Source organism: Bradyrhizobium sp. 613_E4_N2_2 (assembly GCF_052075995.1).
Classification (GTDB): domain Bacteria; phylum Pseudomonadota; class Alphaproteobacteria; order Rhizobiales; family Xanthobacteraceae; genus Bradyrhizobium; species Bradyrhizobium barranii.
On sequence record NZ_CP197234.1, the window covers coordinates 5,842,859 to 5,867,143 of the forward strand.

At 63.8% G+C, this 24,285-nt stretch carries 22 protein-coding genes and 1 pseudogene; 6 read left to right on the forward strand and 17 right to left on the reverse strand.

What is annotated here, in order from left to right; genetic code table 11:
- Positions 1–143 precede the first annotated feature (143 nt).
- From AB7290_RS28180 to AB7290_RS28190, 3 genes are all read right to left on the reverse strand, one after another.
- Positions 144–983 carry a helix-turn-helix transcriptional regulator gene (locus tag AB7290_RS28180; RefSeq protein WP_085404188.1) on the reverse strand — a complete coding sequence of 280 codons (840 nt, stop codon included), beginning with the start codon at positions 981–983 and terminating at the stop codon, positions 144–146.
- 127 nt (positions 984–1,110) lie between these two features.
- Positions 1,111–2,532 (reverse strand): UbiD family decarboxylase, encoded by a 1,422-nt coding sequence (locus AB7290_RS28185; protein ID WP_085404189.1) that lies wholly within the window; start codon positions 2,530–2,532, stop codon positions 1,111–1,113.
- Positions 2,533–2,557: 25 nt separating this feature from the next.
- A complete protein-coding gene (locus tag AB7290_RS28190; RefSeq protein ID WP_085404190.1) occupies positions 2,558–3,178 on the reverse strand; it encodes a UbiX family flavin prenyltransferase in 621 nt (206 codons plus the stop codon).
- Positions 3,179–3,351: 173 nt separating this feature from the next.
- Here AB7290_RS28190 and AB7290_RS28195 point away from each other — a divergent pair, with 173 nt between their 5' ends.
- Positions 3,352–4,323, forward strand: coding sequence for a LysR family transcriptional regulator (locus tag AB7290_RS28195; protein WP_085404216.1), 972 nt, complete (start codon positions 3,352–3,354; stop codon positions 4,321–4,323).
- Positions 4,324–4,535: 212 nt separating this feature from the next.
- Positions 4,536–5,576, forward strand: a complete 1,041-nt coding sequence (locus AB7290_RS28200) for a Bug family tripartite tricarboxylate transporter substrate binding protein (RefSeq protein WP_085404191.1) — start codon at positions 4,536–4,538, stop codon at positions 5,574–5,576.
- Between the two features lie 75 nt (positions 5,577–5,651).
- Here AB7290_RS28200 and AB7290_RS28205 read toward each other — a convergent pair whose 3' ends face one another.
- From AB7290_RS28205 to dctA, 3 genes are all read right to left on the reverse strand, one after another.
- Positions 5,652–6,488, reverse strand: coding sequence for a bifunctional allantoicase/(S)-ureidoglycine aminohydrolase (locus AB7290_RS28205; RefSeq protein WP_085404217.1), 837 nt, complete (start codon positions 6,486–6,488; stop codon positions 5,652–5,654).
- 62 nt (positions 6,489–6,550) lie between these two features.
- Positions 6,551–7,066, reverse strand: coding sequence for an ureidoglycolate lyase (locus AB7290_RS28210; protein ID WP_354114255.1), 516 nt, complete (start codon positions 7,064–7,066; stop codon positions 6,551–6,553).
- A 21-nt stretch (positions 7,067–7,087) separates the two neighbouring features.
- A complete protein-coding gene (gene dctA, locus AB7290_RS28215; protein WP_085404192.1) occupies positions 7,088–8,419 on the reverse strand; it encodes a C4-dicarboxylate transporter DctA in 1,332 nt (443 codons plus the stop codon).
- 224 nt (positions 8,420–8,643) lie between these two features.
- Here dctA and AB7290_RS28220 point away from each other — a divergent pair, with 224 nt between their 5' ends.
- Complete coding sequence (locus AB7290_RS28220; protein ID WP_063984203.1) at positions 8,644–9,549, forward strand: LysR substrate-binding domain-containing protein; 906 nt, start codon at positions 8,644–8,646, stop codon at positions 9,547–9,549.
- Positions 9,550–9,668: 119 nt separating this feature from the next.
- Here the strand turns inward: AB7290_RS28220 and AB7290_RS28225 are convergent.
- Positions 9,669–10,549, reverse strand: a pseudogene (locus tag AB7290_RS28225) (LysR substrate-binding domain-containing protein).
- A 181-nt stretch (positions 10,550–10,730) separates the two neighbouring features.
- On the opposite strand from AB7290_RS28225, the gene AB7290_RS28230 reads away from it, so the two are divergent.
- Positions 10,731–11,099, forward strand: coding sequence for a nuclear transport factor 2 family protein (locus AB7290_RS28230; RefSeq protein ID WP_085404219.1), 369 nt, complete (start codon positions 10,731–10,733; stop codon positions 11,097–11,099).
- 51 nt (positions 11,100–11,150) lie between these two features.
- Positions 11,151–11,960: an MBL fold metallo-hydrolase gene (locus AB7290_RS28235; RefSeq protein ID WP_275552122.1), complete on the forward strand. Its 810-nt coding sequence runs from the start codon at positions 11,151–11,153 to the stop codon at positions 11,958–11,960.
- A gap of 50 nt (positions 11,961–12,010) precedes the next feature.
- Here AB7290_RS28235 and AB7290_RS28240 read toward each other — a convergent pair whose 3' ends face one another.
- The 3 genes from AB7290_RS28240 to AB7290_RS28250 are packed head-to-tail and all read right to left on the reverse strand — an operon-like array spanning position 12,011 to position 15,974.
- Positions 12,011–12,442 carry a RidA family protein gene (locus AB7290_RS28240; RefSeq protein ID WP_085404194.1) on the reverse strand — a complete coding sequence of 144 codons (432 nt, stop codon included), beginning with the start codon at positions 12,440–12,442 and terminating at the stop codon, positions 12,011–12,013.
- 18 nt (positions 12,443–12,460) lie between these two features.
- Positions 12,461–13,639, reverse strand: a complete 1,179-nt coding sequence (locus AB7290_RS28245; protein ID WP_085404195.1) for an acyl-CoA dehydrogenase family protein — start codon at positions 13,637–13,639, stop codon at positions 12,461–12,463.
- 16 nt (positions 13,640–13,655) lie between these two features.
- Positions 13,656–15,974 carry a bifunctional salicylyl-CoA 5-hydroxylase/oxidoreductase gene (locus AB7290_RS28250; protein WP_085404196.1) on the reverse strand — a complete coding sequence of 773 codons (2,319 nt, stop codon included), beginning with the start codon at positions 15,972–15,974 and terminating at the stop codon, positions 13,656–13,658.
- Between the two features lie 290 nt (positions 15,975–16,264).
- Between AB7290_RS28250 and AB7290_RS28255 the strand changes: the two genes are divergently transcribed.
- On the forward strand, positions 16,265–16,768 hold the full coding sequence (locus AB7290_RS28255) for a MarR family winged helix-turn-helix transcriptional regulator (RefSeq protein ID WP_028149405.1): 504 nt from the start codon (positions 16,265–16,267) through the stop codon (positions 16,766–16,768).
- 12 nt (positions 16,769–16,780) lie between these two features.
- Here the strand turns inward: AB7290_RS28255 and AB7290_RS28260 are convergent, their stop codons facing one another.
- From AB7290_RS28260 to AB7290_RS28290, 7 genes are read right to left on the reverse strand one after another with little or no spacing between them, the layout of a single operon-like run.
- Positions 16,781–18,442 carry an ATP-dependent acyl-CoA ligase gene (locus AB7290_RS28260; protein ID WP_085404197.1) on the reverse strand — a complete coding sequence of 554 codons (1,662 nt, stop codon included), beginning with the start codon at positions 18,440–18,442 and terminating at the stop codon, positions 16,781–16,783.
- Positions 18,443–18,451: 9 nt separating this feature from the next.
- Positions 18,452–19,609 (reverse strand): ABC transporter substrate-binding protein, encoded by a 1,158-nt coding sequence (locus tag AB7290_RS28265; RefSeq protein WP_085404220.1) that lies wholly within the window; start codon positions 19,607–19,609, stop codon positions 18,452–18,454.
- 57 nt (positions 19,610–19,666) lie between these two features.
- Positions 19,667–20,449 (reverse strand): cyclase family protein, encoded by a 783-nt coding sequence (locus AB7290_RS28270; protein WP_085404198.1) that lies wholly within the window; start codon positions 20,447–20,449, stop codon positions 19,667–19,669.
- Between the two features lie 34 nt (positions 20,450–20,483).
- The gene (locus tag AB7290_RS28275) at positions 20,484–21,725 is read right to left on the reverse strand and encodes an SDR family NAD(P)-dependent oxidoreductase (protein WP_085404199.1); all 1,242 of its coding nucleotides are present in this window, start codon (positions 21,723–21,725) and stop codon (positions 20,484–20,486) included.
- Positions 21,722–22,900 (reverse strand): thiolase family protein, encoded by a 1,179-nt coding sequence (locus tag AB7290_RS28280; protein ID WP_085404221.1) that lies wholly within the window; start codon positions 22,898–22,900, stop codon positions 21,722–21,724. Before AB7290_RS28280 ends, AB7290_RS28275 begins: the two co-directional genes overlap by 4 nt.
- Before the next feature lie 24 nt (positions 22,901–22,924).
- Positions 22,925–23,353, reverse strand: a complete 429-nt coding sequence (locus AB7290_RS28285) for an organic hydroperoxide resistance protein (protein WP_094184397.1) — start codon at positions 23,351–23,353, stop codon at positions 22,925–22,927.
- A 16-nt stretch (positions 23,354–23,369) separates the two neighbouring features.
- On the reverse strand, positions 23,370–24,152 hold the full coding sequence (locus AB7290_RS28290; RefSeq protein ID WP_063984212.1) for an aspartate/glutamate racemase family protein: 783 nt from the start codon (positions 24,150–24,152) through the stop codon (positions 23,370–23,372).
- Between the last annotated feature and the right edge of the window lie 133 nt (positions 24,153–24,285).

Genomic DNA, 24,285 nt, shown 5'->3' on the forward strand with positions numbered 1-24,285 from the left:
GTCCCGGCATACCTCCCGACGCGTTCTTTGACGCGACGATGACGTTTGTCAGGACTGGGGGTGCGGGAGCCATACCGCCCGCTCTCACGACTTACCAAATCGTCTCATTCGAGAGCGTGCAGCGCAATATCGGCCCGCAAGACTCAACCCGCAAGACGCGAGACGTTGCGAAACTCGCGCGGGCTGACGCCGGCGTGATCGCGGAAGAAGCGCGTGAAATGCGCCGGTTCCGGAAACCCAAATCGCTCGCTGAGCTCGCCGAGCGGCGTGTCCTCGCGCATGACGGCGTCGAGCGCGCGCTCCATGCGGACGACATTGAGATACAGCTTTGGCGAGACGCCGAGCGAGGTCTCGAACAGGCGGAAGAACTGCGCGCGCGAGAGGCCTGCGCCCCTCACGAACTGATCGACGTTGGCATAGGAATCGTGCACGCGCATCGCGTCCATCGCGCGGCGGATGCGCCAATCGCAGCTCACCGCGCTCATGCCGCGGATCGTGGTCGGGAAGCTGCGCCAGGGCGTGAATCGCTCGATCACCGCGATCATGAGATCCGAGAGCGTCTGCTCGTGGGTCCGCACCGCATCCGGATTCGCCATCATTTCGGCCGCCAGATGCAGCGTGAGCTGACGGATGCGCGGCGACACCTCGCCCGACGGCCGCTCGAAAAAGCCCGGCGCACCGCTGGCCGCCCAGCCGGGACGGAACTCCTTCAGCCATTCCGGCTCGATATAGAGCGCCATGATCAGCGTGCGCGGGCGATTGGCGTCGTGCACATAGGCATGCGGCTTCCAGCCGTCGACGAGCACGGCGGCGGTGTCCGTCAGCGGCGTGACCCGGTCGCCCACAAGAAACTGCGTGTCGGAGCCCTCGACCTTGAGCAGGACGTGGCAGTGATGATGAGCGTGGCGGACCAGCGAACGGTCCATGTCGAGCAGAGCGACCCTGCCGAAAGCGCCATGAGCGATGCGCAGGGCCGTCGACATCAGTTCCTTCCTCCTGGCAGCGTTGCGCTGCAAAATGATTGCTTCATCGGCGCGGCACTATAGGCAGCACCCGCTTCATATTCCAACGGCGCAAACCGACGCAAGTTGCTTCCGAGCGGTAATCCGCTCATGCGCGCGTCTCCGAAAGAAACCGCGCGACCGCAGCGCCGGGCTCGGCCTGCAAGGCAGTGGCGAGATCGACCTCCTCCTCGCCCTTGACGCGAATGCGCTTGAAAGCGAGCTCGGGCGCGTTGACCGGCGCGGTCGCATCGAGACCCATCTTGGCGCTGATGCCGTTGTCGGTGGTCGGATCGAGCTTGGAGCCGAGCGCGCCGGCGACGACCATGAGGTCGCGGTCGGCCTGGAAGCGCGTCGCCACCGCCCATTCGATTTCCTCGGACGAGGAGATGTCGACGTCCTTGTCCACCACGATCACCTGCTTGATGTCGTAATGGGCGCCGAAGGCGCACATCATGATGTTCTTCGGCTCGCCGTCGTTCGCCTTGTCGATCTTGATCGCGAGGTGGTAGCGGCAGGTGCCGCCGCGCGTCAGGCGAACGTCGATCACGCCAGGAAAACTGCGCCGCAGATGCTGGAGCAGCGTCGCCTCGCGCGGCACGCCGCCGAGGATCAGGTGCTCAAAACCGCCGCCCACGATGGTATGGAAGATCGGTTTCGCACGATGCGTGATCGCATCGACCTCGATCACCTCGCGATTGGCGCGCGGACCATAATATTGGGGGAATTCGCCGAACGGACCTTCCGGTTCGCGCACGCCCTGAAGAATGCGTCCCTCGATGACGATCTCCGCGTGGGCGGGCACGCGGACTGAATTGGTGCGGCACTTCACGACGTCGACGGGCGCTCCGAGCAACGCACCGGCAATCGCCATCTCGTCCTCGTCAAGCGCGGCGATCGCCTGCGAGGCCAACATCAAGGCCGGATGCGCGCCGATCACGATCGCGATCTCCAGCGCCTGGCCCAGCTCCTCCGCGAGGCGGTAGTAGGAGAAGGTGTGCCGCGGCAGCAGCAGCACGCCGATGCGGTTCTTGCTGCTGATCTGACAGCGGTGGATCGAGACGTTCTGTACGCCGGTCTTCGGGTTGCGCGCGATCAGCAGGCCGGCCGTGATGTAGGGGCCGCTGTCGCGCTCATTGTGCTTGGGCACCGGGAGTTGGCGCAGCAGATCGACGTCCTCGTGGACGACGTCCTGCACCGGTCCGCTCGCGACCTCATGCGTCGGCAGCGGATGGCTTGCGGCAGCCAGGAACCGTGGCAGCAACTGGTCCTCGGTCACGCCGATGGAATCGGCGACCCAGTCGCGGCCAGCAAAGAGGTTTGCGACAACAGGAATCTCGTGCCCGTCGGGGCGCGGAAACAGCACGGCGCTATCGCGCTCCAGCCGCTTGGCGACGGCGGCGAGCTCGTCAGCCAGCCCAATGCCCTCGCGGGCGATCGCGAGCTTGCCGCGCTCGGCGAGAAACGCGAGCCAGGCGCGCAGATCGGCGGGCGCGTTCGCGCCTCTCCTCGCAACATTTTCCATTCGCATACGGGTCATTCCTCAGGTCTTCAGGTCAAGGCACGATCTTGCGCAGCGGCGGCGAGCGGCGCTTGAGCGCCTCGTCCTCGCCCCAGCGGCGCACAACGCCGATATCGATGTCGAACAGGTCGAGCACACGGCCGACGGTGTGCTCGACCATGTCGTCGAGGTTCTCGGGTTTTGCGTAGAAGGCCGGCACGGGCGGGGCGATGATCGCGCCCATCTCCGACAGGGCCGTCATCGTCCTGAGATGCCCGGTGTGCAGCGGCGTCTCGCGCACCATCAGCACCAGCCGCCGGCGCTCCTTGAGCACGACGTCGGCAGCGCGGGTCAAAAGCGTCGTGGTCACGCCGGAGGCGATCTCGGACATCGAGCGCATCGAGCACGGCGCCACGATCATGCCGGCGGTGCGGAACGAGCCGCTGGAGATCGCCGAGGCCATGTCGTCGATCGCATGGCAGACATTGGCGAGCTCCCTCACCTCCGCGATCTTCAGGTCGGTCTCGTAGGCAAAGGTCAGCTCAGCGGTCTTCGACATCACCAGATGCGTCTCGACGCCGGCATTGCGCAGGAGCTGCAGCAGGCGCACGCCATAGGTGACGCCGGAGGCGCCGGAAATGCCGATGATCATCCGCTTGGGTGTGGCGTCCTGCATATATCTGATTTCGCTCCCAGACGGCGCGGCCCTCGAGGCCTCGCGGTCCGCCACGAGACTAGGCAATCCCACCCATCACTACAAATAATGATTGATTATATCATCCATCATCTGTGATGATGGCCTCGCGCAAGGAACAGCGAACAAAGGACAGCTCCGTGGAACTCAGGCAGATGCAATATTTCCTTTGCCTGGCCGAGGAAAAGAACGTCACCCGCGCCGCGCGCCAGCTCAACATCGTGCAGCCGGCGCTGAGCATGCAGATCGCCAAGCTCGAGGCCGAGCTCGGCCAAAAGCTGTTCGACCGCAGCGCCCAGGGCATGAATCTGACCAGCGCCGGCGAGGCGCTGGTGCGGCTGACCGCGCCGATCGTGCGTGACGCCGAGTACGCGCGGCAGGAGATGGCGCAGCTCGGCGGGCGCATTTCGGGGCGGGTCTCGGTCGGCCTCATCACGTCGGTGGCGCAGAGCACTATGGCCAGTTCGTCGGCGACGGTCGCCAGTCGTTATCCCGAGATCACGCTGTCCGCCTGCGAGGGCTATACCGAGACGCTGGTCGACTGGGTCAACACCGGCCAGCTCGATTTCGCGCTGATCAACGTGCCGCGCCGGAAGACGCCGCTGGCCGCGCATCACATCATGGATGAGGAGATGGTGTTCGCCTGCCGCAAGGACAGCCCGGTCAGGCCACCGGCAAAGCTGCGCTTCGACCACATCGCGAATTTCGACCTCGTGCTGCCGTCCAAGCGCCACGGCCTGCGGCTGATCCTGGATGAGCACGCCGCCGCCGTCGGCATCGACCTGCGGCCGCGGCTCGAGCTCGACACCCTCCCCGCGCTCTGCGACGTGATCGCGACCACCGACTTTGCCACAGTGCTGCCGACCATCGCGCTCCGGCAATCGCTCGCGAGCGGCGCCATCCGGGCGCATCGCTTCGACCAGCAACGGATCGTGCGCTCGATTGCCTGGGTGCATCACCCGCGGCGAGCGGTGTCGGTCGCGGCCAAGGCGGTGCTCGATGTCATCAGCCACGATCTTGCGCAAGCGGCCGCCGTCGCGAGAGAGTTTGTGGAGCCATTCATCGGCAGCACGACCTCATCGCCCCGCAAGGCGCGCAGCAAGACGCGGCGGAAAGCGATCTCTTGAGTGCAGGATTTCTGCTCGGACAAGATGTCGCGCCCACTGCAAAATGAGACGGGTTGGTAAGTTTTGAGACGTGCAGGCATGACGGTCGTAGCGGCCTGCTAACTACGGTCCAGGCGCAGAAAAACGCGACCTGGCGCTCATCCCCGACGACTCCCGTCCCGGACGCTCCCTGGGCTCGCAGAACAAGACACAGTCGGGAGATTCAGTCCGAGATGGCACGGTTCGGTCGCAGCAAGATCACAGATGGCGCTCACCAGGAGAGCGAGGGATTTCGTCCTGACCGGAGGTCGCTGCTCACGCTCGGTGGTGGCGCCCTGCTCGCAGCAACGGGAATGCGGCATGCAAACGCGCAAGACTATCCGACCCGCCCGGTCCAGGTGCTTGTGCCCTTCGCCGGCGGCAGCGCCAGCGACGTCATCACCCGCATCCTGCTCAACCGCATGTCCATGTCACTCGGGCAGGCCTTCGTGGTCGACAACCGCCCCGGCGCCGGCGGCAATAACGGCACCGCGGCTGCGGCGCATGCCGCACCCGACGGCTACACGCTCCTTATGAGCACCTCCGGTCCACTGGCCGCGAACAAGTCGCTTTACAAGGAGCTGCCCTACGATCCGCAGAAGGATCTCGTCCCGATCGGCCTGTTCGCGACGTTACCGAATGTCATCGTGATCAATTCGAGGCTGCCACCGAAATCACTGAACGAGCTGATCGACTATGCCAAGGCGCATCCGCGGGAGCTGAACTACGGAACGGTCGGCGTCGGCTCGTCGCAGCATCTGGCTGCCGCCTATTTCGAGCAGCTCACGGGCACCGAGATCACGCACGTTCCCTATCGCAATATCGCCGCCTATACGCCGGACTTCATCGCGGGCCAGGTCCCGCTTGGCTTCCAGCTCTTGCCGAACGTCATCAGCCTGATCAAAAGCGGCGATGCACGCCCGCTCGCGGTGGCCAGCGACAAGCGCATGACCGCGCTGCCGGATGTACCGACCGCAGCGGAGGCGGGCCTCAAGAATTACGAGAGCGCCGCTTGGCTTGCTCTGCTCGCGCCCGCGAGCACAGGCAAGGCCGTGCTCGACAGGCTCTATGCGGCAATGGCGGAAGCCGTGAACGATCCGAAGGTGCGTGCCCTCTTCGTCGAGCAAGGCGCCGAGCCCATGGTGATGGACCCACAAGGCCTGAAGGATTTCATGACATCGGAAACGACGAAATGGGCCGCGGTCATCAAGAAGATCGGCATCGAGCCGATGTAACCCCGAGCTTTTGTGCAATTATCGGCATCGTCCGGATGATCCATCCGCGATAGCTCGCCAAAAAGCGCCTCCAACTTACGCTGCCGTGAAGGGCCGCAGATCCATGTGCCGGTTGACATCCTTATAGAGGAGATAACGGAACCGACTTGGGCCCCCGGCGTAGCACGCCTGCGGACAGAACGCCCGCAGCCACATAAAATCTCCTGCCTCGACCTCGACCCAGTCCTGGTTGAGCCGGTAGACGGCCTTGCCCTCCAGAACGTAAAGACCGTGCTCCATGACATGGGTCTCTGTGAAGGGGATAGATGCGCCCGGCTCGAACGTGACAATATTGATGTGCATGTCATATCGGATATCGGCCGGATCGATGAAGCGTGTGGTCCTCCATCTCCCATCCGCATCTGGCATTAGCGTCGGTGCGACCGAGTCCTCGTTGGTCACGATGACGTCGGGGTGAGCAAGCCCCGGTACGCCCTGATACAGCTTGCGGATCCAATGAAAATGCGCGGGGCTCGAGCCGCGATTGCGAATGCTCCAGCCGCGGCCGGGTGGAAGATAGGCAAAGCCCCCGGGTCGCAGCTCCCGCTCCTTGTCCGCCACCTCGAGGCTCAATTTGCCACCCGCGACGAACAGCGCGCCTTCGGCATCCTTGTCCGGCTCCGGCAACTCGCTTCCCCCACCCGGTGCCACCTCCATAAGATAATGGGAAAATGTCTCGGCGAAGCCGGAGAGCGGTCGCGCCAGCACCCACACACGCGTGTTATCCCAATGCGGCAGATGGCTGACGACGATATCGCGCTGCACACCGCCGGGTATGACCGCATATGCGTTCGTGAAGACCGCCCGGCCGCTCAAGAGCTCCGTCTGGGCCGGATGGCCGCCCTGCGGCACGTGATAGGTTTGCGATGGCATGGACGTGGCCTCCGATAGGTTTCCCGTGTGGTGTGTCGTTGCGCGGCTCTGCTTGCCGCGCGTCATTTTCCGAGAATGCTGTCCGGCGCAAGATCGAGCTGCATCACCTCTTCCAGCCAATATTCCTCAAGATTGTCGCCCCCGCCCTTCCGGTCGACGACGAAGAACGGACTGGAGTCTTCCAGAACAAGCAGCGGATGGTGCCAGCAGTTGCGGGCATAGTTTACGCCCTGGTGTCCCGTTGCAGCGAAGGCCCGATAAGTCGAGGCGATATGCGGATTCGTGCAGACGACGATCAACCAGTCCTTGCGGTTCAAGGGCATGAACAATTGACTTCCAAGCGGATGGCGCTCCATCAACCGGATCGCGATCGGCGCAGGCCGGGTGGAGGCGACAAACCAACTGATGTTGATCTGTCCGCCTTGCGCGGTGACGTCGATCGTGGCGAGATCGTTGAAGCGCCGGGCAAAGCCTTCGTTGATCGGCAGGGGCGTCAACCCATCCGTATCGACGACATCGCCAAACGGCGCAAATGCCTTCCTCGTTAGAGGCTCAATCGAAAGCGTCAGCATCGCCATATTCCAACCAACACTCGCGCTTCACGCCGTCTGTGCACTCGGGACGGGCTCATCTCCGCCGACGGCATCGACCAGCGCCTCACTTGAGGGATTAATCTCGCCGTTCAGGATACGATGCGCCTTTGCCCTGTCGATGTCGCCTTCCCAGGACGCGACGACGACGGTGGCAACGCAGTTTCCGACATAATTGCCGAGGGCGCGGGCAATGCCGATGAACCAGTCGACCGACAGGATGAGCACAAGGCCGATCGCCGGAATAGCCGGGATAGCGGCAAGCGTCGCGGCGAGCACGACGATGGCTGATCCCGGAACGCCGTGCGCGCCCTTCGAGGTGAGCAACGCGATGCCAAGAATCGCCAGGAGATCGCCTGTCGCAAGCGGCGTGTTGGTCGCCTGTGCAATGAAGACTGCGGCCAGGGTCAAGTAGATGGAGAACGCGTCCAGATTGAACGAGTATCCGGTCGGTATCACCAGACCAACCGTCGACCGCTTGATGCCGAGCTGCTCGAGCTTTCGCATGGTTTGCGGCAGAACGCTGTCGCCTGCGGCGGTGCCGAGAACGACCATCAACTCTTCGCGCAAGTAGGCGAGCAACTTGAACAGGCTGAAGCCGGACAGTCGCATGATTGCGCCAAGCACCACGATCACAAACAGGACCACGGCCAGATAGAACAGGCCGACGAGCCCGCCGAGTTGCTTGAGCGAACCAACGCCGTACTTCCCGACCGTGAAGGCGATGGCACCGAAGACGCCGATCGGCGCGAGCCGGACGACGAAATTCATCATCTTGAAGATGATCTCGTTCACGCGCTCGATGAACTCGACGACCGGCTTCGCTCGCTCGCCGCACAAGGACACGGCGCAGCCGAACATGATCGAGACGATCAGCACCTGCAGGACGTCGCCGGAGCTGAAGGCCCCCACAATCGTCGAGGGGATGAGCTTCATCAGGAATTCGGAGACGCCGCCTCCCGCGACCTGAACCGCGGTTTGGCTGAACCCGCTAAGGGCCTTGGCGTCGAGGGTCTTCGGGTCGATGTTCATTCCTGCGCCCGGCTCGAAATAGTAGGCAAGCCCAATGCCGAACACCAGTGCGACGGTGGTGACCATCTCGAAATACAGGAGAGAGCGGATGCCAACCCTTCCAACCTTCGACAGGTCTCCCGCCGCGGCGATACCGTGCACGACGACGCAGAACACGATCACAGGCACCAGCATCTTGATCAGCTTGATGAAGCCGTCGCCGAGCGGCTTCATCTGAAGGGCGAGGTCGGGATTAGCCATGCCGAGGGCGATGCCCAGCATGAGCGCAATGACGACCTGGAAGAAGAGTGACTTGAAGATCTTGGGCACGGCTTTTCCTCGCTTGGCTGGTCTTCGGCTGGCGCGGCTTGGTGGGCCTTCAGGCCTCCGCCTATCTTGTTGTTTGGTGGTGACGTGTCGTCGTACGCACAAAGGAGCGCGCTTGCCGTGATCGCGGACCGCGCCCGGCTCGCAGAGGGCTCCGTCGGGCATTCGTTGACCATCGCGGATCTCAAGTCCAATATATAGAACGACACGATTGATAGGTTTTCCAAATGGATCTCCGCCAGCTCCGATATTTCATCGCCGTCGCCGAAGAACGCAGTTTCACCCTCGCCGCTCGGCGACTGAACCTTTCCCAACCACCGCTGAGCCAGCACATCCAGACGCTGGAGGCCGAGCTCAAGACGCAGCTTCTCCACAGGACCAGCCGCAGGGTCGAACTGACTAAGGCCGGCGAAGCCCTGCTGGGCCGAGGTCGCGCCATTCTCCAGCAAATCAAGCTCGCGGAAGACGAAGTTCAGTCGATCGGCGCTGGCCTTATCGGCACGCTTGACGTTGGTGCAACCGGCTCCATCCTGCGCGGTCGGCTGGCGGAACTGCTTGCCGCCTACCGAAAGGTTGCTCCGTCGGTGAAAACCACGGTGCATGAGCAGGCGCCTGCACTGCAGATCGCAGCACTCCTCAACCGCACGACCAACATTTGTCTCATTCGCAGCGTTCCGACCGAACACGGCCTGACCAGCAAGCTTGCTTGGCGGGAAGAGGTGGTCCTCGCACTGCCGCACGCGCACCCGTTGGCCGGGCGCAAGCGGGTTGCGCTTAGCGAACTAGCATCGGAGGATCACATCGTCCTCGACCCCAATAGCTCGGAGTTCGCACGCTACATCCAGAAATGCTGCGTCGATGCCGGCTTTTTGCCGCGGGTATCCCAGCAGGTCGTCGACGCCCAGTCGATTCCGAGCCTGATCGTGGCGGGCTTCGGCGTGGCACTGGTGCCCCAGTCCATTGCGCGCTTCACGACAGCCGACATTGTATTCCGGCCCATCAGACCCTCGCCACCCTCGGCCGATGTGTTTCTGGTATTCCGAGAGGATGAGACGTCGATGGTCGTGCGCAATTTCATCAAATTGGCCGTTCGGTACCTAAGCCACCGCAAAAGCCCGAGGCAAGCCTCCTGAAAGAGCACGACGGTCGTTGACGCCAGCTCGCTTGCCCGCATTGACGTCAGGCTTCCCTGCGTCGACGCCGCGCATGCCGGCATCTACGCCACTATACAGTTCGTCGCGTCGAATTATGGTTAAGAGGCTCGCAGCGCGTTCGTTAGCGCAGACAGCGCAGCCGGCTGATGCTGACGACTGGGGTAATACATGAAGAACCCGGGAATTGGCAGCGTCCAATCCTCGAGCACACGAACAAGGCGACGTTTCGCAACATGCTCCGCGACCTGCTCTTCGAATGCGAGTCCCAGGCCGGCGCCAGCGAGTGCCGCCTGAATCACCAGGTGGGTGTCATCGATGATGAGCGGGCCATTCACGCCGACCGTGACCGCCTTTCGTCCTTTCTCGAATTCCCACCTGTATGGCCGCCCGGAAGACGCAGGCTTATGCATCGATGGTCATTTAGATCCTTGGGTTTCCGGGGGATGCTTCGTGATGAAAAATAGCTGGGCGATCCGACCACCGCCAATCGCAACTCCTGGGTGACCCGCACCGCGATCATGTCTTTCTGAATGTACTCGCCAAGTTGAATACCGGCGTCGAACTCACCCGCAACGAGGTCGACGGGGCCAGTGACGGTAACAACGTCAAGAACGATATCGGGGTAGGCTTCCGCGAACGCCGTGAGCCGCGGCAACAATACCATCACGGCAGCCGACCGGGACATTACAATCCGAAGGCGCCCTGCAGGCCGGTGCCGAACGTTTCGGGCTTCGTTGATGGCACGAGCAATCTGCTCGAGTGCCGGAGACAATTCCTTCAAGAGAGCTGCCCCCGCGGCGGTTGGTGCGACGCTCTTGGTCGTTCGAGCAAGAAGCTGCAGCTCGAGCCGTTGCTCAAGTCCCCGGATTGTGTGGCTCAGGGCAGACTGAGACACACCGATCTTTGCCGCAGCCCACGTAAAGCTCCGTTCTCTGGCGACGATTGCAAACGTAGCGAGTTCGTTCAGTTCGTTTCTCATGATTTATGAATATTCCTCATAACTCCATGTTGTTCAACATGCCTATCCTCATAAGCTACTTTGTCCTAGGTTCGGTCAGCAAGGAAGACTTGAGGCAACATTCTGCAGGTTTCGGCCGGAGACCAGGCTTTCCAGCCACGCGCAGTTTCTTCCCGTTCCAAACGTTATGGATAACAGGCCTATGGATACCGATGCTCGTGCCTTGCGCTCCCTGGCGCAGACCTATTTCGACAGTGCCTATGAAATGGATGCCGACAAATTCGCGTCTATATTCCATCCCTCGAGTTCCGTGACCAAGGTCGGCGACGATGGCAACGTGAGCGTGACGCCAATTGCGACGTGGCTGGCAGCTGTCCGCAATTTGAAAGCTCCGAAGCAACAGGGCCTGGAGCGCCAAGATCGGATCCTCTCAATTGACGTTGAGGGAGAGCTCGCGCTTTTGAAGCTGAAATTGCAAATTCCGCCGCGCTACTTCACCGACATGTTGTCGTGCTTGAGGGTCGACGGAACCTGGAAGATCGCTCAGAAAGTGATGACTTCGAAGCTCTGACGGCTTCTTTGTCGTTTTGAGAGAGTGAATCAAACGCTTGTCAGGTTGTCCGTGAAAGCTCTGTCACAAAGCGCCAACACCTTGGGCTGCGCTTCGGGATCATGGAGGATTTGGTCACTCTCTGATGGATATGTCGACCTGCCCGCCGAGGCCCTCAAATATCCAAACGACAAAGTAGGCAGGCAGACCGAACCGCCTCAGCGGGACGCTTCGCTGGTTCGATTGTCGGTCAACTGCTTCCTATTCGATCGCTCTGGCATGGATCGCGTCTTGATCGATTGTGGAGCGGGCGCGAGCTGGGACCCGTCCATGGGACATCTCGCGGAGGCGATTGCGGAGGCAGGCATCGACACGTCATCGATCACGATGATCGCCCTCACCCATGCTCATGGCGACCACATCAATGGTCTCCTGATGCCTGACGGTCGACGAGCGTTTGATGGCCTGAGGAAGATCGTGATTGGGGAAGACGCCGTCGGGGAGTTTCTTGCCGAGCCCGTGCTGGAGCAGTTTCGTTCGCTCCTTGCCCCCATTAACGGAGGAGATCGGCTGGCCGATCATTTACTGGCGGTGGATATACCTGGGCACGCTCGGGGCCATATGGGTTATCTCCTCAACACTGACGAGGACAATGTCTTGTTCTGCGGCGACCTTATCCACGTTCCCGCCGCACAGTTTTCTCGTCCCGAGCTTACCTGGGCCTATGACGATGACGAAGCCGTGGCGAGGGCCAGCCGGATCAGGCTGCTCCAGGACGCAGCAAATGCGCAGACGTGGCTGGCCGGCGCTCATCTAGGTCGACCAGGCATCGGCAGAGTGGTCGAAGACGCGAAAGGATATGCGTTCATTCCGGTCGCGTAGCGGCCCATGAGCCCGCGCGATGGGCGGCAGCACCTTCGCGCACTCCCTCGTCAGCGCGGGACGACGGCAGTCGCTTCGATCTCGACGCGCGCCGATGGCTCGACGAGGCGCACCACCTGCACGAGCGCCATGCTGGGGTAGTGGGTGCCAACCACCTCGCGATAGGCCTTGCCGAGCGCCCTCAGATTCGCGGTGTATTCATCCATGTCGACGACATACCATGTCAGGCGCACGAGATGGTCCGGCCGGGCGCCGCCTTCCGCCAGGATCGCAACGATGTTTTCGAGCGTCTGCCGAACCTGCGCGACAAACCCGTCGGCGAACCGACCCGCGATATCCCAGCCGACGACACCACCCGTCACAACGAGACGTCCATCGGCCATGATGCCGTTGGCATATCCCTTCGGCTGCGGCCAGCCACTGGGCTGAAGCACTTGAAGGCCGCTTGTAGCGGCGGCTTCTGATTTCGACATCGTACTCATGCGGAGTTCTCGATCCTCTCAGCGCGGCTTCAGGAGATCGCGCGCGACAATCAGTTTCTGGACCTCGGTCGCGCCCTCGTAGATGCGCAGCGCGCGGATTTCACGGTAGAGGCTTTCGACGATCTCACCCTTGCGCACGCCGCGGCCGCCGAACATCTGGACGGCGCGGTCGATGACGCGCTGCGCGGTCTCGGTTGCCGTCAGCTTCGCCATTGCAGCTTCGCGCGTCGTCGGAAGCTTCTGGACGTCGCGACGCCAGGCCGCGCGGTAGGTCAGCAGCGCGGCGGCGTCAGTCTCCGTCGCCATGTCGCCGAGCGCGGCCTGGGTCAGCTGGAGATCCCCCAGCGTCGCACCGAACATGTGCCGGTTGCGCGCATGCGACAGCGCTTCGTCCAGTGCGCGCCGCGCAAAGCCGAGGGCTGCGGCGGCGACCGATGCACGGAAGATATCGAGGGTCTGCATCGCGAGCTTGAACCCGCCGCCCGGCGCGCCGAGGCGACGGCTCGCCGGAATCCGGCAATTGGTGAAGCGCAGCGTCGCCAGCGGATGCGGCGCGATGACGTCGATGCGGTCGGCGATGCCGAAGCCGGCATCATCCGGGAAGACGACAAAGGCCGAGATGCCGCGGGCGCCGGGCGCCTCGCCCGTTCGCGCAAACAGCGTGTAGACGTCGGCAATACCGCCGTTGGAGATCCAGGTCTTCTCGCCATCGATGACGTAGTCGTCGCCGTCGGCGCGCGCGGTGCAAGACATCGCCGCGACGTCCGATCCGGCCTCCTTCTCGGACAGCGCGAAGGCCGCCAGCCATTCGCCGGAGCGAACCTTCGGCAGCACGGCCATGCGCAGGTCGGCCGAACCGCCGAGCGCGATTGCGCCGGAGCCGAGCCCCTGCATCGCGAAGGCGAAATCGGCGAGGCCATCGGCATAGGCGAGCGACTCCCGCGACAGGCAGATCGAGCGGGAATCGATCGTCGTCGCATCGCCGTCGGGCGCCGCTACGGCGCAATCGAGCACCCCCGCCTCGCCCATCGCGCGCACCAGCTTGCGGCAAGCGCCATCGACATCAGTGTGATCGATTGTGTCGAGAGCCCCCGACTGCACGAAGCGATCGAGCGCCTCGCCGACCGCATGATGACGCGGCTCGAAAAACGGCCAGTCGAGCCATTCGCGTCGGATCACTTTCGCCGTGGAGCTCATCTGATCCCTCCTCCGCTCATTGCCCGGCCGCAGCCGCGGCGCGCGCCAGATTGGTTTCGTATTGTCCCTTGGCGGACAGATACTGCTTCGGCCACTCGACCTTGGTGATGCCGATGCGCGCGGCTTCGTGCAGCGTCCAGGCCGGGTCGGCAAGATGCGGCCGCGCGATGGCGCAGAGATCGGCGCGGCCGGCCGCGAGAATCGAATTGGCGTGATCGGCCTCGGAGATCGCACCGACTGCGATGGTCTCAATGCCGACCTCGTTGCGGATCAGGTCGGCGAACGGCGTCTGGAACAGGCGTCCATAGATCGGCCGCTCGTCCTTCCAGACCTGCCCCGACGAACAATCGATCAGGTCCGCCCCTGCCTCCTTGAACATGGCGGCGAAGATCGCCGCATCGGCCGGAATGTTGCCGCCCTCGGTCCAGTCATGGCAGGACAGGCGCACCGACATCGGCCGGTCGGACGGCCACACCGCGCGCATCGCCTCGAACACCTCCAGCGGAAAGCGCGCGCGGTTTTCATGGCTGCCGCCGTATTCGTCCGTACGCCGGTTGGTCAACGGCGAGAGGAAGCTCGACAGCAGATAACCGTGCGCGCAATGGAGCTCGAGCCACTCGACGCCGGCGGCAGCGGCACGACGTGTTGCCGCGACAAAATCGTCGCGCACGCGGTCCATGTCGCCGCGGTCCATCGCCCGCGGCATCTGGCTGTGCGGCAGATACGGCAACGCCGACGCGGAGATCAGCGGCCAGTCTCCGGATTCAAGGGGTTGATCGATCCCTTCCCAGGGCACCCTGGTCGCACCCTTGCGGCCGGCGTGGCCGAGCTGAATCCCCACCTTGGCATGCCCGACGCCATGGACGAGCTCGACCAAGCGGCGCCACTGCGCCGCCTGTGCATCGTTCCAGAGCCCGAGGCAGCCCGGCGTGATCCGCGCATCGGGCGAGACGCAGGTCATCTCGGCGAAGACCAGCGCGGCGCCGCCCATGGCGCGCGCGCCGAGATGGGCGATGTGGAAGTCGTCGATGAGTCCGTTCTGCGCCGAGTACATCGCCATCGGCGAAACCATGATGCGGTTCGCAAGCGAAAGGCCGCGCACGCGGTGTGGCGTCAGCATCGGTGGCGGCACCCGCTCGCCGTCCTTGACCGCGATCCCTGAGCGTTCGGCGAACCAGCGCTCAAAGCCTTCCAGCCAGGAGCGGTCGCGCAGGCGAAGGTTTTCGTGGCTGATGCGCTGCGAGCGCGTCAGCATCGAATAGAAGAATTGCGGCGGCTCGAGCGTATCGGCATAGCGGTGGCCGACCACCTCGAACCATTCCATGGCGTTGCGCGCCGCATTCTGGATGCGCGCCACGTCGACGCGGCGCACCTCCTCGTACGCGTCCAGCACGGTTTCGATGCCGGCGCGACCGTGGCCATGGCGATCGAACTGGTTGGCGAGCTCGATGGCGTCGTCGAGCGCGAGCTTGGTGCCCGATCCGATGGCGAAATGTGCGGTGTGCGCGGCGTCCCCCATCAGCACGACATGAGACTTGCCGTTGAACACGCTCCATTTGCCGCAGATCAGGCGGCTGAAATTGAGCCAGGCCGAGCCGCGCAGATGGCGCGCATTGGTCAGGAGCTTCGCGCCATCGAGCGTCTCGGCGAAGATTTTTTCGCAGAACTCGATCGAGGCCTGCTGATCGAGCTCGCCAAGCCCGTGGGCGTTGTAGGCTTCTTCCGTGGTCTCGACGATGAAGGTCGAGGTCTCCGCATCAAACTTGTAGATGTGCGCCTGGAACCAGCCGTGCTCGGTCTTCTGAAAATCAAATGTAAAGGCGTCGAACGCCTTCTTGGTGCCGAGCCAGATGAAGCGGTTGGGCCGGATCACCATGTCGGGCTGGAATTGCTCGGCATAGCGAGCGCGGATCCTGGAATTGACGCCGTCACAGGCGACGATCAGGTCGGCGTCGGGGTATTCGAGATCGGATTCGACCTCGCGCTCGAAGACGAGCTCGACACCCAGCGCTTCACAGCGCCGCTGAAGAATATTGAGCAGATGCTTGCGCCCGATACCGATGAAGCCATGGCCCGTCGTGCGCTGGCGCGTCCCCTTGAAGACGAGCTCGATGTCGTCCCAGTGATTGAAGGCGTCCTCGATCTCGGCCGCGCTCTCGGGGTCGGCAAGGCGCATCGCGGACATCATGGCATCCGAGAACACGACGCCCCAGCCGAACGTGTCGTAGGGCTTGTTGCGCTCGACGACCGTGATGACATGCTCCGGGTGCCGGCGCTTCATCAGCAGGCCCAGATAGAGACCGGCCGGGCCGCCGCCGATACAGACTATGCGCATGATCCCTCGCTTTCGCGCGTCGCGCCGTGTGCCGAGCTTTCACCCAAATTATTTTAAGCATAAAATATTTCCTCGGCGCGCGTCTTGTCAAGGCGGTTCTGCAAAGACCCGGCCCACGGGCTGGTCTCCGCGGCGTCGATCTGGAGATTCAGTGTAAATTGGACACACGGCAGCGCCGATTCCGCGCCGCTCGGGCGCAGCCTTGAATTTACTTTTGGCACGAACTATCTTGCCAATGACCACGACAGCTGCGCCGGCTTTCGTCAGGCCACCAAGCCCGGGAGATTCGATTGGCACTCGCGAAGGAGTCCACGCCTGTTTCAAAGAATGGGGCGGATCAGGACGCCGAGTACAGGGCTCAAACGCGGGTCTGGCTCCGGCTGCTCGCCTGCACGACCCTGATCGAAGGCGAGTTGCGGCGCCGGTTTCGCGAAGAGTTCGATTTCACGATGCCCCGCTTCGATGTTCTGGCCCAGCTCGACCGCGAACCGAGCGGGCTTGTGCTGGGAGAATTGCCCAAGCGCCTGATGGTCTCGGCCGGGAACCTCACGCCGATCGTGGACCGCCTGGTTGAGGACGGATACATCACGCGCACGCCCTCGAACCTCGACCGCCGCGTGCAAATTGTCTGCATGACGGTCGAAGGCCGCAAGACCTTCAGACGGATGGCAAAGAGCCACGGCGCGTGGCTTGCCGAGCTGCTGGCGGATTTCCCGGCGGACCGGTTCGACGGATTGATCGGCGAGCTCGACGACCTCAAGGGTGCCGTCAGGGACGCCCTGCAAAAACCCTGAGCGGACCGACAGTCAGCGCCGCACCTTCACTCCGGCCGCCTCGCGATCCCAGGTATCCGTGGTGATGCCCGCCTCGCGCAGCACGCCCTTCTTGATCTTGCCGTTCTCAGTCAACGGCATCTGGCCCAGAATGCGCACATAGCGCGGGATGGCGAAATAGGCGATCTGGCCTTCGCAGTGCCTGACGATATCGACGGGCTCCAGCGATTGGCCCGGTTCGAGCAGGATCGCAGCCGCAACCTCGTCCTCGCCCAGCTCCGACGGCAGCGGGTAGATCGCGCAGGCGGCGACCGCGGGATGGGACTGGATGGTCTGCTCGACCTCCCATGAGGATACGTTCTCGCCGCGCCTGCGTATCGAATCCTTCATGCGGTCGATGAAGCGATAATGTCCGTCAGCATCCCGAACGACCCGATCGCCCGAATGGAACCACAGATTGCGCCAGGCCTCGACCGTCTTCTCCGGCATGCCGAAATAGCCGGTGGCAAAGGCAAAGGGTTCTCCCGCGCGAAGCACGAGCTCGCCGGCCTGCCCGTCAGGAAGCGCTGAATCATTCTCATCGACGATCCGCGCCTCGATTCCGTAGGCCAGATAGCCCATCGTTCCCGGACGATCCGACGGGATCGTGCCCGCGAACACGAAGTTCGTCTCGGTCGACCCGTAGCCGTCGACCAGCGGCACGCCAAACCGCTGAAGGAACGGACCGTGGATTTGCGGCGGCACGCCGCCGCCAAGCGCGACGCGAAGACGATGCGCCTTGTCGTTCGCATTCGTCGGCTGCGCCAGCAGCATCGACGCCATCGCGCCGAGCAGATAGCCGACCGTCGCATTGCGCCGTTGCGCGGCCGCCCAGAATCCGGACGCGGAGAATTTCGGCTCCAGCACGTAGGTGCAGCCGTTCAGGAGCGCCTGATAGAACGCGTTGAGCGCGTTGGTGTGAAACAGCGGCAGTGTCGTGAACAGCACATCGCCCTCGCGGATGCCGAGCGCTCGCGCCGAATAAATGCCCCACCAGAACAGCTGCGCCTGCGGACAGCACACACCCTTCGCTGGCCCCGTCGTGCCCGAGGTGTAGAGGATCGCAACGGTGTCGCCGGGACGCACGGCACCCGCCGGGGCCGCGGCTCCCAGCGCCGGCAACGGTACGGCGGAAAGCCGGGCATCGACTGCACCGGCGGCAGCTCCGACGATCCAGGTGCGGGGTGGCAGTTCAACACCCGCCTCGACGCTCTCGATCGCGTCGACGAACTGAGTCTCGACGACAAGGAGCGCGGGACGCGAGTTGCGGAAGATGTGGGAGAGCTGGAAGCCGCGCAGCGCGGTATTGATCGGGACCGCGATGGCACCAAGCCACGCGCAGCCGAGATAGACCTGCAGGAACTCCGGACGGTTCGAACACATCAGCGCGACCCGATCGCCCGGCCTGATCCCGGCGTCGACGAGCGCCTGGGCCGACGCGGCCGCGATCGCCGCGGTCTGCCCAAAGCTCCAGCGCGTCTCACCGGCGACGAGGAGCACGCGCTCGCCGTAGCGCTCGGCCTGCCGGGTGAGGATCGTTGAGAGGATGCGGTCCGACGCCGGAAACAACGTCACTGCACACGCCCAGGCCGGCGTCACGTTCCCCCGGCCGACCGCGTCGCTGACGTTCACCGGCGCGTTCTCCGTCACGATCATGCTCCCGTCTCAGGGCAACAGCTTGTATTTGCCGTTCTCAATCTGGACCATGACGCGCGAGCGATCGTCGACGCCATGCCGATCCGCCGGTGTATAGGTGTAGACGCCCTGCGTCCCGACGACCTCCTTGGTCGTGAACAGCGCCTGACGAAGCGCGGTGCGGAATTCCGGCGAACCCGACTTGGCACCGGTTGCCATCGCGCGCTTGGCGGCATCGGCGAACACGAGCCAGCCGTCGAAGGAATAGGACGAGAATGAATCCGTCGGCGCCTCGCCGTTCGCCTTCTCGAAGGCAGTGCGGAAATCCAGGGCCACCTTCTGGATCGGATTGCTCGACGGAAGTTGCTCCGCCGCGGTCACGGGTCCAGTCGGGCAGATGATGCCGTTGGCGGCCTTGCCGGCGAGACGCAGGAAATCGGCGCTGATCAGCCCATGATTGCCGTATAGCGGCCCTTTATATCCCCGCTCGGACAAGGCGATGACCGGCAACGCGCCGGGCGTTCCAGTGCCGCCGAGCATGATCGCGTCGGGACGTGCGGCGAGTGCACGCAGCACCTGAGCCGTCACCGAAGAATCCGATCTGGCGTAGCGTTCGTTGGCAATGATCTTGATGTCGGTCGTCTTCACACTCTGCTCGAGCGAGTTGTACATGAGGTCGCCGAACGCATCGGAGAAGCCGATGAACGCGACGGTCTTCAGGCCCTTCGTCTTCATGTGATCGACGATGCCTTGCACGAGAAGCGGCGTCGGCTGCGGCGTCTGGACGACCCAGGGGCCGCCGTCGCCCGGCGGCACCGGCGCGATCGGTGACACCGCGATCATCGGCACTTTCATCTCGATCGCGGCGGTCGCCATCGCCAGGGTCTGCGGCGCGCCCGACGTTCCGATCAGGATATCGACCTTCTCCTGCTCGACGAGCTTGCGCGCGTTGCGCGCCGAGGCGGTGGCATCGGAAGCGTCGTCGAGTTGGATGACGCGGACCTTCTCGCCGCTGATCTCACCGACATAGGCCTCTCCCGCGGCGATGCCCTTCGCATTCGGGATGCCGATCGAGGATACCGGCCCGCTGAGACCGGTGACGAAGCCGACGAGGATCTCGGCCTGCGCAAGTTGCGGGACGGCGAGAAGCAATGCGGTGGAAGCCAGCAGGCTCTTGATCAAGTTCATGGCACCTGTCTTTCGTGAGGATGTCTTGTTCCGATTGGCAAGCGCCATGGATTGGATTCAGGTTGACGCAACCAGCGCGATGACGCGAAGCGGACTGCCGGAGCCGTTCTGGATCTTCAGCGGCGAGGCCACGATGACCGCCCCGGTGGGTGGAAGCTGATCCAGGTTGCACAGGCATTGCAGGCCGTAGCGTCCGGCGCCGTGCAGGAAATGATGCGCTGGATAAGGCGGCTCGAAATGACCGGCCTGGCCCGCATCCGTACCGATGGTCTCGGTGCCGAACCCGATGACGCCGCGCTCCTCCACCAGCCACTTCATGACGGCCGCGTTGGGGCCGGGCGTATGTGCGCCGTCATCCCTGAGATTGGAGTAGTCGCGCCAGCCCTTCTTCGACCAGTCGGTCCTGAGCAGCACCCAGTTCCGCTCGGGGATCCGGCCGTGCTTTGCTTCCCAGGCCTCGACGAGCGGGACCGTCAGCAGGAAATCGGGATCCTGCGCCGCCTGCGCGGAGCAGTCGATCACGCAGGCCGGCGCGATCATGTCCTTGGTCGGCATCGTGTCGACGGCATTGTTCGGCAGGTTCTTGCCCGTGAACCAGTGAATCGGCGCGTCGAAATGCGTGCCGGTGTGTTCGCCAAACGTGACGTTGTTCCAGTACCAGGCCGGACCGCGACCGTCATAACGCGAGATTTCCTGGATACGGACCGGCGCGGCCTGGCCGAACTCCGGCGGCAGCACGATGACCGGAAAATCCGGACTGAGCGTAAACGTTAGATCGACGACGCGCACCGCGCCGGAAGAAACCGCACCCGCCAGCTCCAGGAGATTGTTGCTCTGCATCGTCACGTCCTCCGGCTTGGTTGAAATCCCGATGTCACCTGTCGAGCTCGCGCTCGAGCGCTTTCGGATTGGCCGCGAGACGTTGCCGGATCTCTTCGGCGACATCTCCCACATACATCTCCTCGAGCCCGCCTTTGAGACCCGACACGATCGCCTGCGCGATTGCGCGCGGCGCGACCTTCGGCGGCGGTACGGTCTGGAACCACTCGGTGTCGACGGGCCCGGTGAACAGATTCATCACCCTGACGCCGCCGGGCCTGAGCTCGGCGCGGAGGCAGTGCGAGAGCGAGAGGCACGCCGCTTGCGAGGCCGAGTAGGCGCCAAAGGCAGGCCAGTTCGCCAGCGCATGGACCGAGAGAATGTTGACCCACGCGGCACTGTTGTTGATGCCATCGGCACCCCGCATCCGCATGGCAGGGCCGAAGGCCTGTGCGAGGTTGATGAAGCCGAGATAGGCTTGGTCGATCTCGTCGCGCGCGATGCTCGTGCCCCTGCGGTCGAGCAGGCCTCCCGGCCGCACATATTCCGTCGTGTTGACGAGGATATCGACCTTGCCGCCGATGTCGGCCGCGAGATCCGCCGCAGATTTCTCGTCGGCCGCGTCAAGAGTCACGATCTCGACTCCGTCCTGGCCGCGCAGCAGCTGCTCGCCGGCGAAAGGCCGCCACGGTTCGGCAATGCCGACGAACACCGTCTTGGCGCCTGCAGCCTTCAAGGCGGCGACGGCCTCCTGACCGATCACGCTCCGACCGTTGGTGACCAGCACGCGCCGGAATTTCGGATCGGCCGTCATTTCCCGCCATTGCTTGTCGTCTGCCATGTTGGGAGTCTCCCCCTCGGGATGGGCAAAGGCCACTGCCTGACCGCTCTTGTCGAGTTGAAACGACATGCGGACCGGTGCCCCCTCCACGCAGTCGGCATGGAGGTGCGTCACAATCGTCGGACCGCATTCCATCTTCACGAGGCCGATGCGCCAGGGCGCCCGCTCGCGAAAATAGACATCGCTCGGCACGCGCGCAGTCGTTTCGGCAAGAAGAACACCGCGTCGTGGCGCATCGACGAAGGCAAGGCCGGCCGACAGGCAAGACGGGCAGGCCTCCCGCGCCGGATAAGCAAAAGAACCGCAGGCGTCACAGCGTTGCAGCATGAAGCGGCCCTCGGCGGCTGCCCGCGTAAACCCATGCGACGTCCTGCTGCGCGGTCGCGGCGGCGAAGCAGGCAGCCGCGTCCGCAGCAGCGGGTCCTTGCGCCGGGGCGGCTTGATCGGCTCTATCATCGCGACGACCCTGCAAAGATCGCGGCGCCCGAGGCGAGACCACGGTCATAGTTGATCATACCGAACCCCGAGGCCAAGGCGAGGCTCGCGTTCTCGACCTGCGTGGGGCCTGCAGTCCCCAGAACCTGTCGAAGTCCCTCGACGAGACCGAGATAGGCGCCGGCGGCGCCGGCCTGTCCGGCCGAGAGCTGTCCGCCCGACGTGTTGTGCGGAAAGTCGCCGTCGATGGTGAGATCGTGCTGGCGCACGAACTCGGCCCCCTCCCCCTTGTTGCAGAATCCGAGGTCCTCGAACTGCATCATCGTGATGACGGGGTAGTCGTCATAGGTCTGTACGATATCGAGATCGTCGGGCCTCACGCCGGCCATCGCGTAGAGCTCGCCGACGTCCATTGCCCAGCCGCCGCGGACCTGCATCGGATCGTCGGCAAAGGCATTGTGCCGCTCGATCGTCGAAAGCAGCCGTGCTGCCGTCAGCCCGAGCGAAGCCGCGGTCTCGTCCCGCATCACCAGGAAGGCTTCGGCGCCGGCGCATGGCATCACGCAGTCGAAGAGATGGATGGGATCGGAGATCGGCCGGGCCGCCAGATATTGCTCCATCGTCAGCGGCGTCTTCATCAGCGCATGCGGGTTGCGCAGGGCATTGGCGCGCTGGGCGACGGCGATCCTGCCGACATCCTCACGCGTGACGCCGAAGCTCCGCATGTAGTTGCGGGCGATCAGCGCGAAGCTCGCATTGGCGCCACCGGCGCCATAGGGATAGACGGCATCCTGGTTGAAGCGCGAGAAGTTCTCCAGCGTCAGCCGGAAGGAATCGACGTGGTTGGTATCGCCGGCGATGCACGCCACGATGTCGGCGTCGCGCGCCTGAACCGCGCGCGCCGCTTTTCGCAAGCCTGCGATGGCGCTGGCGCCACCGAGCGGAATCGTATCCAGCCAACGCACGCAGAGCCCGAAATGCTGCGTCAACCCGATCCCGCTGTCGGTGCCCATGGTGAAGCTGGAGACGCACAGACCGTCGATGTCGGAAGCCTTGATGCCGGCCTGCGCAACGAGCGTACTCAGTGCCCGGCCGATCCACCACTGCGCACTCTCGATGGAGTAGCGCGCATAGGGAATCGTGACGGGCGCCGCAATCACGACGCCGTCGTACGGTGTGCGCAAGGTATTGGTCACCAACCGTCCGCCTCGTTCGTTGTCTCAGATGACCGTCAGCTTCACGGCAATATTGCCGCGGGTTGCATTCGAATAGGGGCAGCGCTCGTGCGCGCCCGCGACGACCTCCTCGGCCACCGACCTCTCGACACCGGGCAGATTGACCTTCAGTTCGACGGCGAGCGCATATCCGACGGGAACCGGACCCATCGCAACCTTCGCGGTCACTGACGGCTCAGCGGATGGGACGACCTTCCGGGTACGCGCGACGAGCTTGACCGCACCGAGAAAGCAGGCGGCGTAGCCGGCCGCAAAGAGCTGTTCGGGGTTGGTGCCTTCGCCCCCGGGACCGCCCAGCGATTTCGGCACGGACAGCGATACCGACAACAGGCCGTCGGCGCTGGCGGCCTTGCCGTCCCGGCCGCCGGTCGCCGTCACCTCGGTCTCGTACAGGATCTTTTCGGGAGTCATCATCATTCATTCTCCAGTCCTAGCGGCTGTTGCGAGCAAGCAGTGCGCGGAAATCGTCGCGCGCCTGGGCGCTGGCCCGCTTGAAGCTCGGCCCGCGGCTGGGCTCGGTGCCATTGAGCTGCCGGAGCTGCACCCACATCTCGGCACTTTTCAGCGCCACCGCCGCGCAATTGACCACCGGCGCGTGCCCGACCTTCAGGCCATGCTCCCTTCCGATCAGAAGGCCCGGCAGTACACCGGCGGGGATCACGACGTCGGCGCCGTGCTCGATCAGCGGGCGTGCGCAGGCGACAAAGTCCTTGATCATGCGGGCTTGCGCGGCCTGATCTCCGTCAAAGGCATCGGCGAAATCCGCCGGCTTGCAGCCAAGGCCGGTCACATGGACCACGCGATCGCCGAGGCCATAGCGCTCGGCCTGCTCGTAGTGCCAGACCTCGAAGACGGGATCGAGCGTCACAAGGCCGAGCCTCCGGCCGAGTTGAGAGGCCGCCAGCAATGTCGCCTCGCCGGTCCCGATCACGGGAATGTCGAGCGTCGAACGCAACTCGTAGAGTCCGGGATCCTGGAAATGTCCCATCACGAAGGCGTCGAACCCGCCCTCCTCGGCCGCGATGCCGTTGTCGATCGCCTGGACGGCGCAGCGCAATTCCGCGAGCCGTCCGAACTCCCGGTCGGGCGGCGAAATGCCCTCGACGTGAACTGTCGTGCCCGATGCGGCGATGTTGTTGAGGTATTCCGACAGCCGCGCCATGTAGGGCGCGTTCACGCTCGCATCAACGAAGCTCTGCCAGAAGATGCGCATCGTCCTTCTCCTCAGGCGGTGATCGGAGGATCGGTCGTCGACGGCCGATAAATATATTTCAATCATAAACTAATTCACGCGTCAAATGCGCTCGGCGTCGTCGCCGACGGCCACCGCCACCGCAAGGGAAGCC